Here is a 24,972-nt window from a genome sequence, read left to right on the forward strand (position 1 = left end):
ATTCTACCATATTCATATTCGATTAGAACATTCATAATTCAAATTATTGGAATAAAGCAATCAAAACAATTTGATTGTATAAATGATACTTGCAATTTAAGTCAATTTATATAAGAATAACTATTGTATAGTTTTAAAAACGAACGTACGTTTGTAGGAGGGCGAAATCATTGGCAGTGAATAAACAAAATACTTATTCAGATGATTCTATTCAGGTACTTGAAGGCCTTGAAGCTGTTAGAAAAAGACCTGGGATGTACATAGGGTCAACTGATAAACGCGGATTACATCATCTCGTATATGAAGTTGTCGATAACTCCGTCGATGAAGTTTTAAACGGTTATGGTGATGAAATCACTGTAACAATTAATCAAGATGACAGTATTTCAATTGAAGATAACGGTCGAGGTATGCCAACGGGTATCCATGCGTCTGGTAAACCAACTGTTGAAGTAATTTTCACAGTATTACATGCCGGTGGGAAATTTGGCCAAGGTGGTTATAAAACTTCTGGAGGACTTCATGGTGTTGGTGCATCTGTAGTTAATGCATTAAGTGAATGGTTAGAAGTTGAGATACATAGAGATGGTAATATTTACACTCAAAGTTTTAAAGACGGTGGTATACCAGCAACAGGACTTAATAAAAAAGGGAAAACTAAAAAGACAGGTACTAAAGTTACATTTAAACCTGACCCTGAAATTTTTAAGGCCACAACGTCCTTTAACTTTGATGTTTTAAGTGAACGCTTACAAGAATCGGCTTTCTTATTGAAGAATTTAAAAATTACGCTTAATGATTTGCGTAGTGGTAAAGAGCGTGAAGAAGTTTACCATTATGAAGAAGGTATTAAAGAATTTGTAAGCTATGTTAACGAAGGTAAGGAAGTACTTCATGATGTTACTACATTTTCAGGGTTAGCGAATAATATCGAAGTTGAAGTGGCTTTCCAATATAATGATCAATATTCTGAAAGTATTTTAAGTTTTGTAAATAACGTTCATACTAAAGATGGCGGTACACACGAAGTAGGTTTTAAAACTGCTATGACTCGTGTGTTTAACGATTATGCGCGTAGAATTAATGAATTAAAAGATAAAGACAAAAATTTAGATGGTAATGATATTAGAGAAGGACTCACTGCAATTATTTCTGTACGTATCCCAGAGGAGTTACTTCAATTTGAAGGGCAAACTAAATCTAAACTAGGTACTTCTGAAGCGAGAAGTGCTGTTGATTCAGTAGTTTCTGAAAAGTTGCCTTTCTATTTAGAAGAAAAAGGCCAATTATCTAAATCTTTAGTTAAAAAAGCAATTAAAGCTCAACAAGCTCGTGAAGCAGCACGCAAAGCTCGTGAAGATGCGCGCTCTGGTAAAAAGAATAAACGTAAAGATACTTTGTTATCAGGTAAATTAACTCCTGCACAAAGTAAAAATACAGATAAAAATGAACTATATCTTGTGGAGGGTGACTCAGCAGGTGGATCTGCCAAACTAGGTCGTGATCGTAAATTCCAAGCAATCTTACCACTTCGAGGTAAAGTTATTAATACTGAAAAAGCACGACTAGAAGATATCTTCAAAAATGAGGAAATTAACACAATTATTCACACTATTGGAGCAGGTGTTGGTAACGACTTCAAAATAGAAGATAGTAACTATAATCGTGTGATTATAATGACCGATGCCGATACTGATGGTGCGCACATTCAAGTATTATTATTAACGTTCTTCTTTAAATATATGAAACCATTAGTACAAGCTGGTCGTGTCTTTATAGCATTACCTCCCCTCTATAAATTAGAAAAAGGCAAAGGTAAAACTAAGAAAGTTGAATATGCATGGACAGATGATGAATTAGAAAAATTACAAAAGCAACTTGGTAAAGGATTTACGTTACAACGTTATAAAGGTTTAGGTGAAATGAATCCTGAGCAATTATGGGAGACAACGATGAATCCTGAGACTCGTACATTAATTCGTGTTCAAGTTGAAGATGAAGTACGTTCTTCTAAACGTGTAACTACACTAATGGGTGATAAAGTTGCACCACGTCGTGAATGGATCGAAAGCCATGTTGAATTTGGTATGCAAGAAGATCAAAGCATTTTAGATAATAAAGAAGTTCAAGTTCTTGAAAACGAAGAATATATTGAGGAGGAAACGAATTGAGTGAGATAATTCAAGACCTATCCCTTGAAGATGTTATCGGTGACCGCTTCGGACGTTATAGTAAGTACATTATTCAAGAACGTGCACTACCAGATGTACGTGATGGATTAAAACCAGTACAACGAAGAATTTTATTCGCTATGTATTCAAGCGGTAATACATTTGAAAAGAATTTCCGTAAAAGTGCTAAAACAGTCGGTGACGTTATTGGACAATATCATCCTCATGGTGATTCTTCCGTATATGATGCTATGGTGCGTCTAAGTCAAGATTGGAAACTTCGACACGTACTTATCGAGATGCACGGTAATAATGGTAGTATTGATAATGATCCACCAGCTGCTATGCGTTATACAGAGGCTAAGTTAAGTCAATTGTCTGAAGAGTTATTAAGAGATATAAATAAGGAAACAGTAGCCTTCATACCAAACTATGATGACACTACTTTAGAGCCAATGGTTTTACCGTCAAGATTCCCTAATCTTTTAGTAAATGGTTCTACAGGTATATCTTCAGGATATGCGACTGATATTCCACCACATAACTTAGCAGAAGTTATTCAAGCTACTTTAAAATACATCGATAACCCTGATATTACTGTAAATCAGTTAATGAAACATATTAAAGGACCTGATTTTCCTACTGGGGGAATTATTCAAGGTATCGATGGTATAAAGAAAGCTTACGAAACTGGTAAAGGTAAAATAGTCGTACGTTCAAGAGTGGATGAAGAAGAATTAAGAAGTGGTCGTAAGCAACTTATCATTACAGAAATTCCATATGAAGTGAATAAAAGTAGTTTAGTTAAACGTATTGATGAATTACGAGCTGACAAAAAAGTTGATGGCATCGTGGAAGTACGTGATGAGACAGATAGAACTGGTTTGCGTATCGCAATTGAACTAAAGAAAGATGTTAATAGTGAATCAATTAAGAATTATTTATACAAAAATTCTGATCTTCAAATTTCTTATAATTTTAACATGGTTGCTATTAGCGATGGTCGACCTAAATTAATGGGATTACGTGAAATTATTGAAAGCTATTTAAACCACCAAATTGAAGTCGTAACTAATAGAACACGTTATGATTTAGATCATGCGGAAAAACGTATGCATATTGTTGAAGGTTTAATGAAAGCACTATCTATCTTAGATGAAGTCATAACTTTAATCCGTAATTCAAAAAATAAAAAAGATGCAAAAGATAACTTAGTTGCTGAATTTGATTTCACTGAAGCACAAGCTGAAGCTATTGTAATGTTACAACTGTATAGATTAACAAATACTGATATTGTAGCATTAGAAGAAGAACACGCTGAATTAGAAGCTTTAATTAAAAAATTAAGAAATATTTTAGATGATCATGATGCACTATTAAGTGTGATTAAAGACGAACTTAATGAAATTAAGAAAAAATTTAAAGTGAATCGTTTATCAACAATTGAAGCTGAAATTTCTGAAATAAAAATTGATAAAGAAGTCATGGTTCCTAGTGAGGAAGTGATTTTAAGTGTTTCACATCATGGCTATATCAAACGCACATCTACGCGTAGTTTCAATGCAAGCGGTGTTACTGAAATTGGCTTAAAAGATGGAGATCGTTTATTAAAATATCAAGAAGTGAATACTCAAGATACTGTCTTAGTGTTTACTAATAAAGGGCGCTACCTGTTTATTCCAGTACATAAGTTAGCAGATATACGTTGGAAGGAACTCGGTCAACACGTTTCACAGATTGTTCCTATAGATGAGGATGAACAAGTGGTTGATGTTTATAATGAAAAAGACTTTAACTCTGATGCATTCTATGTCATGGCAACTAAAAACGGTATGATTAAGAAAAGTAGTGTTAGTCAATTTAAAACTACAAGATTCAATAAGCCACTTGTAGGTATGAAAGTAAAAGACCATGATGAAATTGTCAACGTGATACGATTAGAATCTGATCAATTAGTAACAGTACTTACACATAAAGGTATGTCGCTTACTTACTCAACTAGTGAGTTATCTGATACAGGTTTAAGAGCTGCAGGAGTTAAATCAATTAACCTTAAAGATGAAGATTGTGTTGTAATGACAGAGAGCGTTTCTGACTCAGATTCTATCTTAATGATAACGCAACGTGGTGCTATTAAACGTATTAGTTATAAAGTTTTACAAGTCGCTAAACGTGCACAACGTGGTATTACCTTATTGAAAGAACTTAAGAAAAACCCACATCGTATTGTTGATGCTGCAGTGGTTAAAGAAGGACAAGAAACTTATACGGTTTTCTCTAACAATCACGAAGAATCTGGTAATATTAATGAAGTACATCTCTCAGAACAATACACAAATGGTTCATTTATTATAGATGTCGATGATTTTGGTCAAGTAGTAAGCATGACCTTAGAGTAAATTAAGTATATGCAACCATAGCATTAAATGATAAAATAAAGTTTAATAATATTAACTAAAGTAAGCACAAGGGATTTATGTCTATTTAAAAGAATCAAAATGGGACTTAATGATTTAAATTAGTATATTTATTAAGTTTTTAGATTCTAAATGGGAACATAAATCTCTTGATGCGTTAAAGAGAATAAATTTATTAAGATGAGAGGGATTCAATTTGCAAGATTTCGATAATTTGATTCCTGGCTGGTTTAAATCTTTTGTTCAGGTCGGGAATGATTTGATTTGGTCGCAATATCTAATTGGACTTTTATTAACTGCAGGCTTTTTCTTTACTATAAGTTCTAAATTTGTTCAATTAAGAATGTTACCTGAAATGTTCAGAGCGCTCACTGAGAAACCTGAAACGCTAAGTAGTGGTAAAAAAGGTATTTCGCCTTTCCAAGCATTTGCTATTAGTGCTGGATCTCGTGTAGGTACTGGTAATATTGCCGGAGTAGCTACAGCTATTGTATTAGGTGGACCTGGAGCAGTATTTTGGATGTGGATTATAGCTTTTATTGGTGCGGCTAGTGCATTTATGGAAGCAACATTAGCTCAAGTATATAAAGTGCATGATAAAGAAGGTGGTTTCCGTGGGGGACCAGCATACTATATTACTAAGGGTCTCAACCAGAAATGGTTAGGTATCGTATTCGCAACATTAATCACCATCACATTTGCATTTGTATTTAATACTGTTCAATCTAATACAATTGCAGAGTCATTAAACACACAATATCATGTTAGCCCAGTTATAACTGGTATTATATTAGCTGTAATTACTGCAATCATTATTTTTGGTGGCGTAAGAAGCATCGCAACATTATCATCACTTATAGTACCTATTATGGCAATCATATACATAGGAATGGTTTTAGTTATCTTGTTATTAAATATAGATCAAATAGTTCCAATGATTGGTACTATCATTAAAAGTGCTTTCGGTTTACAACAAGTGACTGGTGGCGCTGTTGGTGCAGCGATACTTCAAGGTATTAAACGTGGATTATTCTCAAATGAAGCAGGTATGGGTTCAGCACCTAATGCTGCAGCTACTGCTGCTGTCCCACACCCTGTTAAACAAGGTTTAATACAGTCGCTAGGAGTATTCTTTGATACTATGTTAGTTTGTACAGCAACAGCTATCATGATTCTTCTATACTCTGGATTAAAATTTGGTGAAAGTGCACCTCAAGGTGTAGCTGTAACTCAATCAGCTTTAAATGAACATTTAGGTTCAGCAGGTGGTATTTTCTTAACAGTGGCTATAACTTTATTTGCTTTTTCATCAGTTGTAGGTAACTATTATTACGGACAATCAAATATTGAGTTCTTATCTAAAAACAAAGCCATTTTGTTTGTATTTAGATGTTTAGTAGTTGTGTTAGTATTCATTGGAGCAGTTGCAAAAACTGAAACAGTTTGGAGTACTGCAGACTTATTTATGGGCCTAATGGCCATAGTTAATATTATATCTATTATAGGATTGTCCAATATCGCTTTTGCTGTAATGAAAGATTATCAACAGCAACGTAAAGAAGGTAAGAAACCTGTATTTAAACCTGAAAATCTAGAAATTAATTTATTTGGTATTGAATCTTGGGGATCTCAAGCTAAAATACCACGTAATGATAAATAATTTAGTTAGAGTAACGACTTGACGCATGATTGCCTCTCAAGTCGTCTTTTTTTAAATTACATGATTTATATTCGTTAGTATGAATGTAAATATCAACACTTTAGTAACTCGCTTTTCATTTTTAAAAAATAGAATTATAATCTTACTAATGATAAGAGAAAGGTGATTATAATGGGGAATTACGAAATAACGAAAACACTAAATAACAACGTCCTCATATGTAAAAGTAATAATCATGAAGTTGTGTTAATTGGCAAGGGTATTGGTTTCAATAAAAAAGTGGGAATGATGCTTGATGAGAATGCTTCAATTGAGAAAGTATATAAATTAGAACAGCAACAGCAGAAAGAACATTATAAAACGTTGGTCGAGATGGGGGAAGACCATGTTGTCCAAGCTGTTATCGAATCGGTCAATATGATTTCTGAGGCCTCGCTTCAAACTGATGATAAAAGCTTAGTTGTTGCTCTTACAGATCATATTATCTTTGCATATAAAAGACTTAAACAGAATCAAGTTATTTCTAACCCATTTGCAATAGAGACGCAACATCTTTACAGTGATGCATATCAAATTGCTAAGCGTGTCATTGATAAATTGAATCAGACGTTAGATGTTCGATTCCCTGAAGATGAAATTGGTTTTATAGCTTTACATATTGCTTCTAATTCTGAAGATTTATCAATACATGATATATCAGTTATCAATAAATTAATTAATAAAAGTATGACGATTATTGAAACAGATCTTAATCATGAAATTGATAAAACAACAACGCAATACCAACGTTTTATTAGGCATATACAGTTTTTAATTTATAGGTTAACTAAAGGGGAAAATGTGGATGCGCAAGACAATTTTATTTTAATGGTTAAAAATCTTTATCCACAATGTTTTAATACGGCTTATAAAATTTTAAAAATGATACAACGTCAGTTTGATGTGATTATCAATGAGTCCGAAATTGTATATCTTGCGATACATATACACCATTTTGAAGCTCAAATTAAAATCGAATAATATGTAACGTTTATTATTCGATTGTGTTTGGGTAAAAATGATTAACTTTATTCATTTTGTGTTATCATAAATATTGTATTTTTAAATATTTTGTTTATGAGTCTAAATTATTTTAAATCATAATTTTATTTGATTTATAAATGTGAGGTATGGTGATCTTGATGTCAAACGAAAATAAATCTAGTGAAAAGAAAAACCATATATTTAGTTTTTCTGAAACAAGATTTATGAGATTTTTAGGTGGCAATGATCTTATATATGGTTTAGTTGCACTTGTTTTATTAGGTATTGTAATCTTTATTTTCGATAAAGTTTCCTATGTATTTGAACCATTTATTATTATATTTAATACAATTGCTGCACCTATTATTGTTTCATTAATCTTATTTTATCTATTTAATCCATTAGTTAACTTAATGGAGCGTTATCGAATTCCAAGACTGTTAGGTATTACGATTATTTATGTGGCAGTTGTGGGAATCATTACATTAATTGTTAATTTACTTATTCCTATCATTGGTTCACAAATTGAAGGATTAATTAAAAACTCTCCGCATTATTTAAATAAAATTACTCAATCAATTGAGAAGATAACTACTAACTCTTTCCTATCTAGTTATATGAGTCAAGTTAATGACTGGTTAGAATCAGCTCAGAAAAAAATTCCTTCAATGTTATCAGAGTACTTTGATGGATTTGGGCCTAAGCTTGCATCTTTCGCTGAAGCCGTTTCAAATGTTGGTGTTGTCATAGTAACGACGCCATTCATATTATTCTTTATGCTAAAAGATGGCCATCGTTTTAAAGATTATACAACAAAAATTATGCCACCTAAATTTAGAAAGGATTTTCATGATTTACTTGAAAAAATGAGTGTTCAAGTAGGTTCTTACATTCAAGGTCAAATCATCGTTTCTTTCTGTATAGGTGTATTACTATTAATTGGATATTCAATTATCGGTCTTAAATATCCTTTAGTATTAGCGAGTATTGCAGCAGTTACAAGTGTTGTTCCATACTTAGGACCAACGATTGCAATTTCACCAGCTATTGTAATTGCGATTATCACATCACCTTGGATGTTACTTAAATTAGTTATCGTTTGGACACTTGTTCAGTTCTTTGAAGGGCACTTTATTTCTCCAAACGTTATGGGTAAAACACTCAAAATACATCCATTAACAATTATCTTCATTTTGCTATGTGCTGGTAATTTAATGAATGTCGTGGGTGTAATTATTGGTATTCCATTATATGCGGTACTTAAAGTACTAGTATCTCATATATTCTTACTATTTAAACGAAGATATAATCGTTACTATGGTGAAGATGCTGGAGATTATAGTATTAAACAAGAAGAAGAAATTACAGATTAATATTTATAGAATCCCCTTGAATAGGGGATTTTTTATGAATAATTTTGTTTTAAGTTAATATTCAATAAATAGCTCTCATTTATGCTTACATTTCCCATAAATGAGAGCTAAAATTATGTGTCTAAGTCAGAGAAATAATTTTAGCATTACAATAATGTTAGGTACTTATCTATCAATATATATTCTATAAAACCTTTCTTTATGATATATTTTTGTCATGTAATAGATTTAAATTAGAATTGAAGTGAAAAAATGACGCAAGAAGTGAAAAGTAAATTATTATCTATTTTGAAATTTATCTTTGCCACAGCGTTATTTATTTTTGTCATTTTCACATTGTATCGTGAATTAGCTCATATTAATTTTAAAGACACTTTGATGCAATTTGGCAAAATAAATAGATTGTGGCTTATTTTATTATTTGCAGGTGGGGGAGCATCGCTCATTCTTTTGTCACTATATGACATTATTTTAGTGAAATCGTTAAAGCTTAACATGTCAGTGACTAAAGTATTAAGAGTTAGTTATATTATCAATGCTCTCAATGCTATCGTAGGTTTTGGTGGCTTTATCGGTGCAGGAGTCAGAGCCTTCGTTTATAAAAACTATACAGATGATATTAAGAAACTCGTACATTATATTTCGATTATCTTGATTTCAATGCTCACTGGACTTAGTCTCTTGTCCATATTAGTTGTTCTACACGTTTTTAACGCTTCTCATATGATGGATAAAATTACATGGGTACGCTGGATTTTATATGTTGTAGCACTATTTTTACCTGTATTTATCATTTATACTATCGCTAAACCAGCGGATAAATCTAATCGTTATATGGGTGTGTATTGTACACTTGTATCTTGTATCGAGTGGATGGCAGCAGCTACTGTTCTTTACTTTGCTGCACTTATCGTAGGTATTCATGTATCATTTATGACATTTATCGGCATCTTCGTGATCGCGGCGTTATCAGGATTAGTTAGTTTTATTCCTGGTGGTTTTGGTGCCTTCGATTTAGTTGTTTTACTAGGACTTAAATCTTTAGATGTTTCAGAAGAAAAAATATTATTAGCATTACTTCTATATCGATTTGCATATTATTTTGTTCCAGTCATTATTGCACTTATACTATCTACATTTGAGTTTGGAACAACTGCTAAAAAATATCTTGAAGGTTCGAAATATTATGTTCCTGCTAAGGACTTTACGTCATTCTTGATGTCCTATCAAAAAGACATTTTAGCTAAAATACCTTCATTTTCACTCGCAATATTAATATTTTTAACTAGCATCATTTTCTTCATTAATAATTTAACGATTGTTTATGATGGACTATATGATGGAAATCACTTTGCTTATTATTTAACTTTATCTATCCATACGAGTGCTTGTTTATTATTAATTTTGAATGTGAGAGGTATTTTTAAACAGAGTCGTCGTGCGATTATTTATGCGATGATTTCTATTATTTTAATTGCGGGAGCTACAATTTATACTTACGCATCTTTCTTATTGTTAACTTGGCTTGTAGTCATGTTTATTTTATTAGTTTTAGCTTATCGTCGTGCTCAAGTGCTTAAGCGTCCGTTCCGTTTTAGAAAATTAGTTCTCATGCTTATACTCAGCGTGATTGTTTTATATCTAAATCATATTTTAATTGCGGAAACATTATACGCATTAGATATTTATCACATTGAAGTAGATACATCATTATTAAGATATTACTTCTGGGTTACTATTTTAATTGTGATTATTCTGGTTGGTCTCATTGCATGGTTATTTGATTACAAATTTGACCGTCCTCATCAAATTACAGATTTATCAATATGTGAAGCTATTATTCATGAATATGGTGGTAATTACTTGAGCCATCTTGTTTATAGTGGTGATAAAGATTGTTTTATCCATGAAAATGAAAAATCATTCCTCATGTATCGTTATAAATCTAATGCCTTAGTTGTATTAGGAGATCCTATAGGCGATGCAAATACGTTTGAATCATTGTTAGAATCATTTTATCAATATGCAGAATATAGAGGTTACGACATTATTTTCTATCAAGTTAGTGATAATTATATGCCTTTATATCATCATTTCGGGAATCAATTTTTCAAACTAGGTGAGGAAGCTATTATTGATTTAACATCATTCACTACCTCAGGTAAAAAGCGTCGTGGCTTTAGAGCTACACTCAATAAATTTAATGATTTAAATATTTCTTTTGAAATTATTGAACCACCATTTTCACAAGATTTCTTTAACGAACTCAAATATGTTAGTGATAGATGGTTAGATGGTAGAAATGAAATGCACTTCTCTGTAGGTCAATTTACACAACCATATCTTTCTAAAGCGCCTATAGGTGTAATGAGAGATGAACATGGTAAGATGATTGCATTCTGTAGTTTAATGCCTACGCACTTTAACGATGCAATTTCTGTCGATTTAATTCGATGGTTACCAGAGCTCGATCTACCTTTAATGGATGGACTGTATTTACACATGTTGTTATGGGGTCAGGAAAAAGAATATAAAGCCTTTAACATGGGAATGGCCACCCTCTCTAATGTTGGTACTTTACATTACTCTTATTTAAGAGAACGTTTAGCAGGGCGAGTCTTTGAACATTTTAATGGATTATATCGTTTCCAAGGTTTAAGACGTTATAAAGAAAAGTATAGTCCTAACTGGGAACCAAGATTTTTAGTTTATCGTAAAGATAGCTCTCTATGGGAAAGTATGTTGAAAGTGATGAGAGTCATTCGACATAAATAAAAATAATAGCGATAGTACTGAATTGTAACATTCAGCACTATCGCTATTTTTTGTCCATTATTTATAATAATTCGCTCTATCTTGTTGTTCTTTAGCGTAACGTTCGGGATTCTTTTTATAGAAATCTTGATGGTATTCTTCAGCTTCAAAGAAAGTTGAAGCGGGTAAGACTTTTGTAGCTATTGCTTTGTCTGCATTTAAAGTATCTTGAAGTGCTTCGATATATGATTCGGCAGATTTCTTTTGATCTTCATTAGAGTAAAAAATGGCTGTTTGATATTGGGAACCTCTATCTTGAAACTGTCCATCTTCATCTAGTGGGTCGATTACTGAAAAAAATATTTCCAATAGTTTATGATATGAAAAAAGTGCTACATCATATTCAATTTTTACTGTTTCATAATGACCAGTGTTACCACTTTTAACATCTTCATACGTTGGATTCTCTGTATGTCCACCCATGTAACCAGAAGTTACTTTTTCGATACCGTCAAATGTATCAAAAGGTTTGGTCATACACCAAAAACAACCACCGGCAAAGTATGCCGTATTAATATTCATTCATGACATCCTTTCATTGGACCTTAGTACCATTTATTAAAAAAACTCTTGCAATTTGAATACTTTTTATATAACGTTAATACATATTAATTATAGTATATAGATATGTAATTTTGAAGATATAAGGTAGGTAAATATGACAGAACAGAAGGAACATAGAGAAACAGAGTATCGACGTCACACTGGCACAACATCGACACCTTCTAGGCGACGAAATAAAAAAAGACTACGCAAATTACCTTTTATCATTTTAATCATTCTCATCATTCTTATTTCAATAATTGTCTATATCACTCATCAATATAATAGTGGTATGAAGTATGCTAAAGATGTAAAGATGCATCAATTTAATGGAGCCGTTAAAAATGATGGCAAAATATCTGTATTAGTACTTGGAGCAGATAAAGCTCAAAGCGGTAAATCTCGTACAGACTCAATTATGGTTGTACAATACGACTATATTAATAAAAAAATGAAAATGATGTCTGTAATGAGAGATATTTACGCAGATATCCCTGGTTATGATAAATACAAAATTAATGCAGCTTATTCACTTGGTGGACCTGAGTTACTAAGAAAGACACTTAATAAAAATTTAGGTATCAATCCTGAATATTATGCGGTAGTAGATTTCACTGGATTTGAGAAAATGGTTGATGAACTTGAACCTAATGGTGTACCTATAGACGTAGAGAAGGACATGTCTGAAAATATAGGTGTTTCATTGAAAAAAGGTCATCATAGATTAAATGGTAAAGAGCTATTAGGTTATGCGAGATTCCGTCACGATGCTGAAGGAGATTTCGGGCGTGTTCGCCGTCAACAACAAGTTATGCAAACTTTAAAACAAGAGTTAGTAAATTTTAATACCGTTGCAAAACTTCCGAAAGTTGCAGGTATTTTAAGAGGATACGTTAATACTGATATGCCTAATTCAGCTATTTTCCAAACTGGATTAAGCTTTGGTATTCGTGGTGATAAAGATGTTAAATCACTAACTGTACCTGTTAAAAACACGTATCAAGATATTAATACTAATAATGATGGTAGTGCGCTTCAAATTGATAAAGAAAAAAATAAAAAAGCAATTCAAGACTTTTTCGATGATTAAAACTAAGATGATTAGAAAAAATAAGTGATAAAATAATTGAATCCCTGAGATGATAGCTTCTATGGTAAATAGCTTTCATTTCAGGGATTTTGCGTTTTATTGATCTGATTTTCTTACTCCACCAACGGCGTAATGGCTCTTTTTCATTTCTTCGATTACGACGTGGATGGCCTCTTTGTTTGCTCCAGTAGTTTTTTCTACTGCATTTGTAACCTCATTCACTAAATCTTTTAATTGATCATCTGTACGTCCTTCTAATAACTTTACATTTACGATTGGCATATCATGCATCCTCCTTAATTAATTAGAAATGCCTTCTTTAGTATATCACGAAATTAACGATAGAGATTCAAATTAAATAGAACATTCGTTCTTGTTTGTATTGAATAAGAACACGTGTTCGTATATAATAGATTTCGTAAGGGAGGCATAGTTATGTATGACTATAATCTATTAGAGGATAGAGATGTATTATGCATTGATCAGAAGAGCTTTTTTGCGAGTGTGTCATGTATGGAGAAGGGCTTGGATCCTTTAGAAACCAAGTTAGCAGTAGTAGCTGATACGAAAAGGCAGGGGTCAGTAGTGTTGGCTGCTACACCGAAATTGAAAGAAATAGGTATAAAAACGGGATCTAGACTTTTTGAAATACCACATCGAAATGATATTTATATCATTAACCCAAGTATGAGAAAGTATTTAAATGTTTCTGTTGCTATTTCAAAAATTGCACTACGTTATGTACCACCTGAAGACTTACATCAATATAGTATTGATGAATTTTTTATGGATGTCACAGATAGTTATCATAGGTTTAGTTCTACAGTTTATGCGTTTTGCGAACGATTAAAAAAAGAGATACTGGAAGAGACAGGTATCCATTGCACTGTTGGTATAGGTTCTAATATGTTATTAAGCAAAATAGCAATGGATATAGAAGCAAAGCATACAGAAGATGGAATTGCAGAATGGCGTTATCAAGATGTACCTGATAAGTTATGGCCTATTCAACCGTTAAGAGATTTCTGGGGTATTAATAAACGTACTGAAGCGAAATTAAATAAGAGAGGGATATTTACAATTGGCGATTTAGCACAATATCCTTATCGCTATTTAAAGAGAGATTTTGGTATTTTAGGTGTAGATATGCATTTACATGCTAACGGTATTGATCAAAGTAAAGTAAGAGAAAAATACAAAGTAACAAATCCTTCAATATGTAAAAGTCAAATTTTGATGAGAGATTATCGATTTGAGGAATCAAAAGTAGTCATGCAAGAACTCATTGAAGATGTAGCAAGTAGATTAAGAGCACAGAAAAAATTAGCGCGTACGATACATTTTTCATTTGGTTATGCTGATGATGGAGGTGTACACAAGCAGTATACTTTAGAAGATCCTACAAATTTAGAAAGAGATATTTTTAAAGTGATTAATTATTTTGCGAATCGATTATGTGATAAAAATGCTTTGTATAGGACGCTAAGTGTATCTTTAACACAGTTTGTAGATGAACAAGATCGACAGTTAAATTTATTTATTGATGAGTATGAGCGTAAACGAGATGAAAAACTAGCTAAAACAATTGACCATTTACACCTAAAATATGGTAGAGGTATCGTTTCTAAAGCGACATCTTATACTGAAGCAGGGACTAAGCATGGTCGATTAGGACTTATGGCTGGCCACAAAATGTAGGTGATTAACGTTAAAAATTTAGAAATAATCCCCTAAAGCGATGATTGATATGTTATTCATCACACTTTAGGGGACTTATATTATTCAATATAGGTATCGAAATTTTTTAAAGCTTTGATACCACGTTCTCGATCTTCAGGATTTTTAAAGCTTATTTGCAATGCGCCATAGATATCTTCGCGGACTTCTAAAATATTAAGGTTGCTTATAGAAATATTATGTAAACTTAAGATATGTGTAACTTTGCTTATCATACCCGGTTTATCCGGAATGTCTACATATAGATCATACGCCACAGATAGGGCACCTCGTTGTTTAGCGGGTAGGCGATCACGATAATTTTTAGCTTTAGCAAAGAACTCGTAAATGTTTTCATCATTATTAGAATTTATCATCTTTTCAAATGCTGTAATTTGATTTTTTAGTTCGTTTAACAAAGACAAAATATGCGTTTGGTTATTTAAAGTGATATCTTTCCACATTTGAGCATTACTACTGGCAATTCGCGTAATATCTCTAAAACCTCCAGCAGCTAATTTTTCTACTAATTCATGTTGATCTACATGATTGGCACTTAAGTGTACTAAGCTAGATGCGATAATATGAGGGACATGACTAACTACACCAGTTACAAAATCATGTTCATCAGCATTCGTTGTAATAAACTTAGCTAAAGTATGCTTGAATAAATTTTGTAAATATTTAGCTGCTTCTTGATTTTCTTTTTCATTAAATACAAGAATGTAATAGGCGTTTTCAAATAAATGCTTTTTAGAGTTTAATACTCCAGATTTATGACTTCCTGCCATAGGATGACCACCAACTAAATGAATATTGTTATCTAGTAGTTGTTGTTCAAAAGTTTGAATAGTAGATTTAGTGCTTCCGGTATCGGTCACTATCAAATGAGGCTTGGTTTTATAATTGGGAAGTTCTGATAAATACTTAATTGTTTGTTCTACAGGCGTTGCATAAACAATGACATCAGCTTTTTCAACTGCGGTTTTGTAATCAGTTATTTTTTTATCAATAATACCAATGGACAATGCTTTATCTAACTGTGTTTCATTAGCGTCATAAGCCATAATTTGTACGTCGGAATTATAATATTTTAAATTACTAGCTAAACTACCACCAATAAGACCAAGGCCAACAAATAATATGTGTTGCATAAACAATCACCTTATTTCAAAATTTTCAGAATAGTATTATTGTAAATGAGAGAAGAAAAGTAAGCAATACTCTAAAATAGTAATCTATAATTGTTAGAGTATGAAGGTGGTTTAGTTTAAAATAAAAAGTGATTTAAGAAAAAAGGGGGATAATATGAGCGGAATTTTAGAAACTATAAAAACATTAACTGAAATCAATAGCCCATCTGGTAATGCTGACGAAGCGATTAATTATGTCAAAAACTATGTTGAAGATCTAGGTTATCATACAAAAGTTACTAATAAAGGCGGACTCCTTATTACTGTTGATGGTACAAATGAAAATAAACAGCGGTGTATAACAGCACATGTGGATACATTAGGGGCAATGGTTAAAGAGATTAAAGAAAATGGCAGATTAGCTTTAGACTTAATAGGTGGATTTCACTTCAATGCTATAGAAGGTGAGTATTGTGAAATTCAAACCCAAACCGGTCAAACATTTTCAGGAACAATCTGTCTACATGAAACGAGCGTGCATGTTTACAAAGATAACCATAATATTCCAAGAGATAAAGAGCATATGGAAGTAAGAATTGATGAAATAACTCATAATGCTCAAGAAACAAAAGATTTAGGCATAGAAGTGGGTGATTTCATATCATTTGATCCTAGAACAGTTATCACTCAATCAGGATTTATTAAGTCTAGACATCTAGATGATAAAGCGAGTGTCGGAATGATTCTAGAACTTTTGAAAAAGCTAAAAAACGAAGGTACAAAATTACCGCATACAACACAATTTTATATTTCTAACAATGAAGAAATAGGGTATGGTGCAAATTCAAGCATTTCAGAAGATATTGTCGAATTTATAGCTTTAGATATGGGAGCGCTAGGGGATGGTCAATCTTCTAATGAATATACTGTTTCAATTTGCGCAAAAGATGGATCTGGTCCATACCATAAAGCACTAAAAAATCATCTAATTAACCTTTGTAAAATTAATGACATACCATACAAAGTAGATATTTATCCATATTATAGTTCAGATGCTTCAGCAGCTCTAAAAGCAGGATCTGATATTCGTCATGGTTTATTCGGAGCAGGTATTGAATCCTCACATGCAATGGAGAGAACACACTTAGATTCGATTAATGCCACTCAAGAATTACTTTATGCTTATTGTTTGTCGCCAATCAATGAATAAAAAAAACAAGTTTATATTGACAAAGTTAACATTAATATGTATGATACTGAATAATTAGAAAAATCAGACAATTTGAATGAATAAGTAGTTACTGCATGTTGTAGCACTAAGAAAGCTAATGGTTGATGTAAATTAGCACAATGCAATAAACGAATTGGGCTTTCAAATTACAATTAAATAATTTAAAAGTGAACAAATAAAATTGTTAACTAAGGTGGCACCACGGTAACGCGTCCTTATTGCGAGATAAGCGTTATTGTGGTGTTTTTTAAGCAAAATGTAGTATTTAAAGAATAGGTAGCAACAGAAAGTTAGTGGTTGATGTAAACTAACACCTACTTTGAAGAAATTGGGTTTTGTGAAATAAAAAATAAATACAAAGAGTGAGTTTTGAATATTACGAATATTCGGCTAATTAAGGTGGTACCACGCGTCAGCGTCCTTTTTCATAAGGAGGCTGATTTTTTAATGGAAAGGAGAAGAAATATGGATGTAGTTTATAAAAAGTTAAATGCGCTAATGACGCCAGAAGCTTTAGCACAATTAGGAGAAGCAAAAATTATATTTGAAAGTACAAATCAAGATAAATTAAAAGGAAGATACTCCATCGTTGTCTTAGAAGACTATGGTTCAGTTACTCTTGATAATAATCAATTAATTATTAATACAAGAGAAAAAATAAAAGTGGTGAATGAACATCCGTATGATTATTTAAAAAGTTTAGTCAATCAGTACTACGTGAATATTGCAGATGATCAATTGAAGCATTTACCTTTTATTTCAGGTTTTATAGGGACATGTAGTTTTGATCTTGTAAGGCATGAGTTTCCTAAACTTCAAGAAATTGAATTAGATGATCATCGGGATCATGACGTTAAATTTTATCTGGTAGAAGATACTTATGTTTTTGATCACTATAAAGATGAGTTGTATGTGATTTCAACAAATTTATTCTCAAATACTTCTAAATCTCAGTTGGAAGCAAAAGTTAAACAAAGAATTGATGAATTAAAAAACATCAATTTAGCTCATGAAAGAATAAAGTTGAAACAACCTGAACGACAAATTGAGACAAATATAGGAGAACAAGAATTTTTAAAAATAATAACAGAATTAAAAAAGAAAATCGCAGAAGGGGATATGTTCCAAGTTGTGCCTTCAAGAATTTATTATTACAAGCATAACTTTGTAACTCATTTGCATCAATTAAGTTTTCAACTTTATCAAAAATTAAAGAGACAAAATCCTAGTCCATATATGTATTATATGAATAAAGATATTCCTATAGTCGTAGGCAGTTCACCTGAAAGTTTCGTTAGAGTTAAAGATGGATTGGTTTATACCAATCCAATAGCTGGAACTACTAAGCGAGGTGCTAATAAAGATGAGGATAAGAAAAATAGTCACGCTTTACTTAAGGACGAAAAAGAGATAAGTGAACATAGTATGCTTGTAGATTTAGGTAGAAATGATATTCATAGAATTAGTAAAGTAGGAACTTCTAAAATCACAAAGTTAATGGAAATTGAGAAATATGAACATGTCATGCACATAGTGAGTGAAGTCGTAGGTGAATTAAAGGAGAATTTATCTCCAATGAGTGTCATTGCAAGTTTATTACCCACAGGTACAGTATCGGGGGCACCAAAATTAAGGGCCATTCAAAGGATTTATGAAGCTTATCCGTTTAAACGAGGGATTTATAGTGGGGGAGTTGGCTACATCAATTGTAATCATAATTTAGATTTCGCGCTTGCTATACGTACTATGCTCATAGACGACAAACAAGTAAACATTGAAGCAGGTTGTGGTGTAGTTTATGATTCCATACCTGAGAAAGAACTCGAAGAAACTAAACTGAAAGCAAAGAGTTTACTGGAGGTGACTCCATGATTTTAATTATAGATAACTATGATTCTTTTACCTATAATCTCGTAGATATAGTATCAAAACAAGCAGATGTGATTGTTAAATTTCCCGATGACAGTGAAATTTATGAACTTAAAAATATCTCAGCAGTTATTATTTCTCCAGGTCCAGGGCATCCATTAGATAATAATTTATTGATTAAATTAATTGAATATTTCGAAAACAAACCGATATTAGGTGTCTGCCTAGGATCACAAGCATTGACTTGTTATTACGGTGGAGAAGTTATTCAAGGACTAAAAATTATGCATGGTAAAGTGGATGATTTAGAAATAGTGAAATCAACACCTTTGTACCAAGGTTTACCTAATCATTTTAAAATAATGCGATATCACTCATTAATAAGTAATCCTAAAACATTTCCATCCGCTTTAGAAATTACTGGTCAAACGATAGATTGCATACAGTCATTTCAACATAAATACAAAAAACATTATGGAATCCAATATCATCCTGAATCCTTTGCAACAGAACATGGAGAAAAAATAATTAACAACTTTGTAAGACTAGCAATGAAAGGTAGTTAAAAAATGAAATTATTAAAAGATATTGAAGATAATAGACAGTTAACGGAAGAACATATGAAGGAATTTATCGATATTCTTCTTAATCCAAATGTGAAGGAAGACAATAAACTTAAGTTATTAAAGTCTTACACTAAAAAGGAAATGCAACAAATTGAACTAACCTATTTAGTTAAACATCTTATAAGCACAATGTATCCAGTTCAACCCTATTATGAAGGAGCGATGTGCGTTTGTGGTACTGGAGGAGATGGTTCAAACAGTTTCAATATATCAACAACAGTAGCATTCATAGTAGCAAGTGCCGGTGTACCGGTAGTTAAACATGGCAATAAAAGTATCACATCGCATTCAGGTAGTACCGATGTTCTTCAAGCAATGGGGATTCAAACAAGTGAAGTAGCTAGTGTGATAAAACAATTAGATACAAAAGGTCTCTCTTTCATTAGTGCCACTGATTCTTATCCAATTATGAAATACATCCAACCCATTAGGAAGCAGATAAAGTCTCCAACAATATTTAATTTAGTAGGGCCTCTTATCAATCCATTTAAACTAACTTATCAAGTGATGGGTGTCTATGATGTTACACAACTAGATAAGATTGCTCAAACTATCAAAGATTTAGGTAGGAAGAGAGCTATTGTCGTTCATGGTGCAAATGGTATGGATGAGGCAACGCTATCGGGAAACAATATCATTTATGAAATTAACCAAAATAAGCCAATCAAACAGTATACAATTAATGCTAAAAATTATGGTTTAACTATTGCTGACAATGACGCACTCAAAGGGGGAACACCTGAAGAAAATAAAAATATAGCCATAAATATATTAAATGGAAACGATCAATCGAGTAAAAAAGATGTCGTTATACTCAATGCAGCAATTGCTTTATACGTGGCTGAAAAAGCAAAAGATATTCACTCAGGTATTAAACTAGTACGTCATCTTATAGACAGTGGTCAGGCTATGAAACAGTATTTAAAGATGGGGGTATAGTGATGACGATACTTAATGAAATAGTTAATTATAAAAAGTCACTACTTAAGGAAGGATATTATCAACAAAAATTAGAAGAATTAGAATATGTTGATGTTTCTAATAAGAAGAAATTAATAAATGCATTGAAAAATGAAAAAAAGTTATCGGTTATTGCAGAAATAAAGACTAAAAGTCCAACGCTAAAACAATTACCTCATAGAAACTTAATAGATCAAGTAAAAGAATATGAATTATATGGTGCAAATGCAATTTCAATCTTAACAGATGAAAAATACTTTGGTGGTAGTTTCGAAAGATTGAGTGAACTCACCGTCGAAACATCTTTACCAGTACTGTGTAAAGATTTTATAGTAGATAAAATTCAAATTGACGTAGCTAAAAAAGCAGGTGCTTCTATTGTTTTGCTTATTGTTAACATTCTCACAGACAAAGAGTTAAAAACTTTATATGATTATGCAACAGAACTTAACTTAGAAGTTTTAGTTGAGGTACATGATAGAAATGAATTAAATAGAGCACATCAATTATCGCCAAAAATAATTGGAGTTAATAATCGAGATTTGAAACGGTTTGTTACTAACGTGGAACATACGAACCAAATTTTAAAATTTAAAAAGAAAGGATTTCATTATATTTCAGAAAGCGGTATTCATAGTACTCATGATGTTGAGCACATTTTACAGTCAGGTATAGATGGCTTACTAGTGGGTGAATCATTAATGAAATGCAACGACTTAAGTCAATTTTTACCAAGCTTAAAAATGGAGAAGATTCATCAATGATTTTAAAATTTTGCGGGTTTAAAAGTGAAGAAGATATCGAAAAGGTTAAAAATCTAAATGTTGATGCAATAGGGTTTGTCCATTTTCCTAGCAGTAAACGACACGTGATTATGAATCAATTAAAATTACTGTCCAAACGAGTTCCAGACCATATTCATCGCGTGGTAGTCTTGGTAAATCCAACATTAGACTTAATTAAGCAAGTCTTCAATGAAACTAATATCAACGTAATACAACTTCATGGAAGTGAGTCTATTCAATTAATAAAAGCAATTAGAAAGTTAAATCCTACGATTAAAATTTTTAAAGCAATTCCTGCTGATAAATATTTAAATAAAAATATTGAAAAATATGAGAAAACCGTTGATTTATTTATTATTGATACACCATCTCAAAATTATGGTGGAACAGGTGATACATATGATTGGAATATGCTTAGTAATATTCGGAAATCACGTTTTTTAATAGCTGGCGGGTTAGATATAAATCATATTAGTAAACTAAAATACCTTAAATTAGGTCAGTGTGGTTACGATATTGCTAGTGGGATTGAGACAGATAATATTAAAGATTTAGCAAAAATGACGCAAATTATAAAAATAATTAAAGGAGATGAAAGAAATGAACATACAAACAGAAGCTGACGAGCTAGGTTTTTTTGGTGAATATGGTGGCCAGTATGTCCCTGAAACACTGATGCCTGCAATCATAGAACTCAAAAAAGCTTATCAACAGGCTAAACAAGACGAATCATTCCAAGAGGAGCTCGCAAGTTATTTAAAAGACTATGTCGGAAGAGAAACACCACTTACTTACGCTAAATCATTTACCGAAGATTTAGGAGGAGCCAAAATATATTTAAAACGTGAAGACTTAAATCATACTGGGGCACATAAAATTAATAACGCTTTAGGTCAAGCATTGTTGGCGAAGCGTATGGGAAAAACAAAATTAGTTGCTGAAACAGGTGCTGGGCAACATGGTGTGGCGAGTGCCACAGTAGCTGCTTTATTCGATATGGAGCTCATCGTTTTTATGGGAAAAGAAGATGTTAAAAGACAACAATTGAATGTATTTAGAATGGAACTTCTAGGCGCAAAAGTTGTTTCAGTAGAAGAAGGACAAGGAACATTGTCTGATGCTGTCAATAGAGCTTTAAAATATTGGGTAAGCCATGTAGAGGACACACATTATTTATTAGGTTCAGCCTTAGGACCTGATCCTTTTCCTACAATGGTTAGAGATTTCCAAAGTGTGATTGGAAACGAAATAAAAAGACAAATTAATCAAAAAGAAGGGCGTTTACCAGAGGCTATAGTTGCATGTGTAGGTGGGGGTTCTAATGCGATAGGGACCTTCCATCCATTTATTAATGATGACGTAAAACTTTACGGGGTTGAAGCTGCAGGTAAAGGAGTTAACTCAAATAAACATGCATTAGCTATAGGAAAGGGAAAACCTGGTGTTCTACATGGATCTAAAATGTATCTTATTCAAGATGAGGATGGACAGATAGAGTTAGCCCATTCAATATCTGCAGGACTAGATTACCCAGGAATAGGTCCGGAACATTCATATTATAATGATATAGGTAGAGTGAAATATGTAAATGCCTCTGATGAAGAAGCCATGGAAGCTCTAATAAGATTCTCTAGAGCTGAAGGTATTATTCCTGCAATTGAAAGTGCTCATGCGATTAGTTATGTTGAAAAGTTAGCTCCAAAAATGAGAAAAGATGAAATTATTGTTATTACTGTCTCTGGTAGAGGGGATAAAGATATGGAAACAATTAGAAATTATACTGAAAGTCGTGGTGATATAGATGAGTAAGTTATTTATTCCTTATATAATGGGAAATTTAAAGTTTATTGAGAACTTAAAGATACTAAGTGAAGCAGGTGCTGATATTATAGAAATTGGTGTTCCTTTTTCAGATCCAGTAGCGGACGGTTCAACAATCATGAACGCTGGAGCAAAAGCCATTGAAGAAGGCGTGAATATTAATTTTATATTTGAACAGTTAATTAAAAATAAAGAGACTATAACTTCTAAATATGTTTTAATGACCTATTATAATATTATCTCATCATTTGGGGAGAATGAATTTTTAAATAAATGTGAGGAAGCAGGTGTATATGGTTTAATCATTCCAGATTTGCCGTTTGAACTAACCCAAAAGTTTAAAAAAGATTTCCCTAATGAGAAAGTTAAATTAATCTCACTTATAGCAATGACTACTTCTGAGGAAAGAATTAAAAATATTGCTAAAAAGGCAGAAGGTTTTATTTACACGGTTACGATGAATGCTACTACTGGAGAAAATGGTCAATTTCACCCTGAATTAAAAAGAAAAATCGAATTAATTAAAGGTGTCACAGATGTACCTGTGGTTGCTGGATTCGGTATTAGAAATCAAGAACATGTGAAAGATATTGGACGTATAGCAGATGGCGTTGTCATCGGCAGTGAAATTGTAAAAAGATTCGCTGAGAGTGATCCTAGTGAGATGTTTCAATTTTTAAGAAGCATAAGAAAGACACTCGATCAAATTTAAAATGGCAGTTAATAGGTTGGGATAAATGGGTATTCCAACCTTTTTTTAATTTTGAGGGGATAGCTATATTAAATTTATATTTGAATATTTCATAGCTAATCGGGGTAAATTAATTTTATAACAAGTTAAAGAGGTGAAAGTGAATGAGTAAAAAAGTATTATTTGTTCTAACTAGTACGAGTCAGTATCCTGATGGTACGGAAACTGGTTTATGGTTAGAAGAAGCCGGAGAACCTTATGATATTCTTAGAAACGAAGGGATTGATGTTGATATAGCGTCAATCAAAGGTGGTAAGGTTAACTTAGACCCTAACTCCACTTCAGATGAGTTATTAAACAAATATACTTCATTTACTTCGCAGTTAAATCATACACCAAGTATTGAGGACATTGATGTTGATGAGTATGAAGCAATTTATTTACCAGGTGGTCATGGCACAGTTTTTGATTTTGCTAATAATGAAAAATTAGCAAATATTTTAGTACATTTTAGAGACCATGATAAAATTATTTCATCAGTTTGTCACGGACCAAGTGCATTTGTTGGTGTTAAAACAAGTAATGGTAAATATCTTGTTGATGGTATACGCTTAACCGCTTTTACTGATAGTGAAGAAAAAGCAATGGGACTGGAAGATAAAGTACCATTTTTAACGCAATCTAAATTAGAAGAACAAGGTGCTCATTTCATTACAAGTGATGATTTTACTTCACATTTAGAAGAGGATCGTAAGTTTATTACTGGTCAAAATCCTCAATCAAGCGAAGTCATTGGTAAAGCACTTGTAAATGCATTAAAATAAAAACTGGTTACAAAATAATATGGGCTCAAACCTTTGTTTAGTCCATATTATTTTTTACATAATTATTCAAATCTAAAGTTGATTACCAATTTAGTGCAATTTTTAAATTAGTTAATATTTTAGTTTTGGGTTTAACTATTGTATACTTGTTAAGATTAGAAGTATAGATAACATATATAATCATAAAGTTACATATAATGTATATTTAACAACAATCTATCATAC

20 protein-coding genes are annotated in these 24,972 nt (G+C 32.1%); 17 read left to right on the forward strand and 3 right to left on the reverse strand.

All coding sequences use genetic code 11. From position 1 onward, the window contains the following. Nucleotides 1–176 precede the first annotated feature (176 nt). From parE to mprF, 6 genes are all read left to right on the forward strand, one after another. Nucleotides 177–2,171: a DNA topoisomerase IV subunit B gene (gene parE, locus HMPREF2642_RS09115; RefSeq protein ID WP_176744847.1), complete on the forward strand. Its 1,995-nt coding sequence runs from the start codon at nt 177–179 to the stop codon at nt 2,169–2,171. Next, nucleotides 2,168–4,570 carry a DNA topoisomerase IV subunit A gene (gene parC / locus HMPREF2642_RS09120; RefSeq protein ID WP_049428596.1) on the forward strand — a complete coding sequence of 801 codons (2,403 nt, stop codon included), beginning with the start codon at nt 2,168–2,170 and terminating at the stop codon, nt 4,568–4,570. The genes parE and parC overlap by 4 nt, the downstream gene beginning before the upstream one ends. 214 nt (nt 4,571–4,784) lie before the next feature. Continuing rightward, nucleotides 4,785–6,248 (forward strand): glutamine transporter AlsT, encoded by a 1,464-nt coding sequence (locus HMPREF2642_RS09125; protein WP_023350321.1) that lies wholly within the window; start codon nt 4,785–4,787, stop codon nt 6,246–6,248. Between the two features lie 171 nt (nt 6,249–6,419). Then, nucleotides 6,420–7,268: a glucose PTS transporter transcription antiterminator GlcT gene (gene glcT, locus HMPREF2642_RS09130; protein WP_030062728.1), complete on the forward strand. Its 849-nt coding sequence runs from the start codon at nt 6,420–6,422 to the stop codon at nt 7,266–7,268. A 161-nt stretch (nt 7,269–7,429) separates the two neighbouring features. Further along, nucleotides 7,430–8,644: an AI-2E family transporter gene (locus HMPREF2642_RS09135; protein ID WP_030062727.1), complete on the forward strand. Its 1,215-nt coding sequence runs from the start codon at nt 7,430–7,432 to the stop codon at nt 8,642–8,644. Nucleotides 8,645–8,896: 252 nt separating this feature from the next. Beyond that, complete coding sequence (gene mprF / locus HMPREF2642_RS09140) at nt 8,897–11,419, forward strand: bifunctional lysylphosphatidylglycerol flippase/synthetase MprF (protein WP_070597796.1); 2,523 nt, start codon at nt 8,897–8,899, stop codon at nt 11,417–11,419. Nucleotides 11,420–11,476: 57 nt separating this feature from the next. Here the strand turns inward: mprF and msrA are convergent, their stop codons facing one another. Next, complete coding sequence (msrA, locus tag HMPREF2642_RS09145; protein WP_023350318.1) at nt 11,477–11,980, reverse strand: peptide-methionine (S)-S-oxide reductase MsrA; 504 nt, start codon at nt 11,978–11,980, stop codon at nt 11,477–11,479. A 136-nt stretch (nt 11,981–12,116) separates the two neighbouring features. Here msrA and HMPREF2642_RS09150 point away from each other — a divergent pair, with 136 nt between their 5' ends. Beyond that, a complete protein-coding gene (locus tag HMPREF2642_RS09150) occupies nt 12,117–13,091 on the forward strand; it encodes an LCP family protein (protein ID WP_070597797.1) in 975 nt (324 codons plus the stop codon). Nucleotides 13,092–13,187: 96 nt separating this feature from the next. Here the strand turns inward: HMPREF2642_RS09150 and HMPREF2642_RS09155 are convergent, their stop codons facing one another. Beyond that, nucleotides 13,188–13,373 (reverse strand): 2-hydroxymuconate tautomerase, encoded by a 186-nt coding sequence (locus HMPREF2642_RS09155; RefSeq protein WP_002433883.1) that lies wholly within the window; start codon nt 13,371–13,373, stop codon nt 13,188–13,190. Between the two features lie 153 nt (nt 13,374–13,526). Between HMPREF2642_RS09155 and HMPREF2642_RS09160 the strand changes: the two genes are divergently transcribed. Continuing rightward, the gene (locus tag HMPREF2642_RS09160) at nt 13,527–14,789 is read left to right on the forward strand and encodes a Y-family DNA polymerase (RefSeq protein ID WP_030062726.1); all 1,263 of its coding nucleotides are present in this window, start codon (nt 13,527–13,529) and stop codon (nt 14,787–14,789) included. An 80-nt stretch (nt 14,790–14,869) separates the two neighbouring features. On the opposite strand, the gene HMPREF2642_RS09165 is transcribed toward HMPREF2642_RS09160, so the two are convergent. Further along, nucleotides 14,870–15,961: a prephenate dehydrogenase gene (locus HMPREF2642_RS09165; protein WP_070597798.1), complete on the reverse strand. Its 1,092-nt coding sequence runs from the start codon at nt 15,959–15,961 to the stop codon at nt 14,870–14,872. Nucleotides 15,962–16,115: 154 nt separating this feature from the next. Here HMPREF2642_RS09165 and HMPREF2642_RS09170 point away from each other — a divergent pair, with 154 nt between their 5' ends. The 9 genes from HMPREF2642_RS09170 to HMPREF2642_RS09210 all read left to right on the forward strand — a co-directional run bounded on the left by HMPREF2642_RS09170 (nt 16,116) and on the right by HMPREF2642_RS09210 (nt 24,747). Beyond that, nucleotides 16,116–17,150, forward strand: a complete 1,035-nt coding sequence (locus HMPREF2642_RS09170; protein WP_049428601.1) for a M42 family metallopeptidase — start codon at nt 16,116–16,118, stop codon at nt 17,148–17,150. 486 nt (nt 17,151–17,636) lie between these two features. Beyond that, nucleotides 17,637–19,043: an anthranilate synthase component I gene (locus tag HMPREF2642_RS09175; protein WP_049428603.1), complete on the forward strand. Its 1,407-nt coding sequence runs from the start codon at nt 17,637–17,639 to the stop codon at nt 19,041–19,043. Continuing rightward, nucleotides 19,040–19,606: an anthranilate synthase component II gene (locus tag HMPREF2642_RS09180; RefSeq protein WP_030062722.1), complete on the forward strand. Its 567-nt coding sequence runs from the start codon at nt 19,040–19,042 to the stop codon at nt 19,604–19,606. Before HMPREF2642_RS09175 ends, HMPREF2642_RS09180 begins: the two co-directional genes overlap by 4 nt. Before the next feature lie 3 nt (nt 19,607–19,609). Next, on the forward strand, nt 19,610–20,605 hold the full coding sequence (trpD, locus tag HMPREF2642_RS09185; RefSeq protein ID WP_030062721.1) for an anthranilate phosphoribosyltransferase: 996 nt from the start codon (nt 19,610–19,612) through the stop codon (nt 20,603–20,605). A gap of 2 nt (nt 20,606–20,607) precedes the next feature. Continuing rightward, on the forward strand, nt 20,608–21,390 hold the full coding sequence (trpC, locus tag HMPREF2642_RS09190) for an indole-3-glycerol phosphate synthase TrpC (RefSeq protein ID WP_070597799.1): 783 nt from the start codon (nt 20,608–20,610) through the stop codon (nt 21,388–21,390). After that, the gene (locus HMPREF2642_RS09195) at nt 21,387–22,034 is read left to right on the forward strand and encodes a phosphoribosylanthranilate isomerase (protein WP_070597800.1); all 648 of its coding nucleotides are present in this window, start codon (nt 21,387–21,389) and stop codon (nt 22,032–22,034) included. Before trpC ends, HMPREF2642_RS09195 begins: the two co-directional genes overlap by 4 nt. Beyond that, nucleotides 22,012–23,220, forward strand: coding sequence for a tryptophan synthase subunit beta (trpB, locus tag HMPREF2642_RS09200; RefSeq protein WP_049428610.1), 1,209 nt, complete (start codon nt 22,012–22,014; stop codon nt 23,218–23,220). The genes HMPREF2642_RS09195 and trpB overlap by 23 nt, the downstream gene beginning before the upstream one ends. After that, on the forward strand, nt 23,213–23,944 hold the full coding sequence (trpA, locus tag HMPREF2642_RS09205) for a tryptophan synthase subunit alpha (protein WP_002433703.1): 732 nt from the start codon (nt 23,213–23,215) through the stop codon (nt 23,942–23,944). The genes trpB and trpA overlap by 8 nt, the downstream gene beginning before the upstream one ends. A gap of 143 nt (nt 23,945–24,087) precedes the next feature. Beyond that, the gene (locus tag HMPREF2642_RS09210; protein WP_002433580.1) at nt 24,088–24,747 is read left to right on the forward strand and encodes a type 1 glutamine amidotransferase domain-containing protein; all 660 of its coding nucleotides are present in this window, start codon (nt 24,088–24,090) and stop codon (nt 24,745–24,747) included. Nucleotides 24,748–24,972 lie beyond the last annotated feature (225 nt).

Source organism: Staphylococcus sp. HMSC055A09 (assembly GCF_001809655.1).
GTDB classification, from domain to species: Bacteria; Bacillota; Bacilli; order Staphylococcales; family Staphylococcaceae; genus Staphylococcus; species Staphylococcus capitis.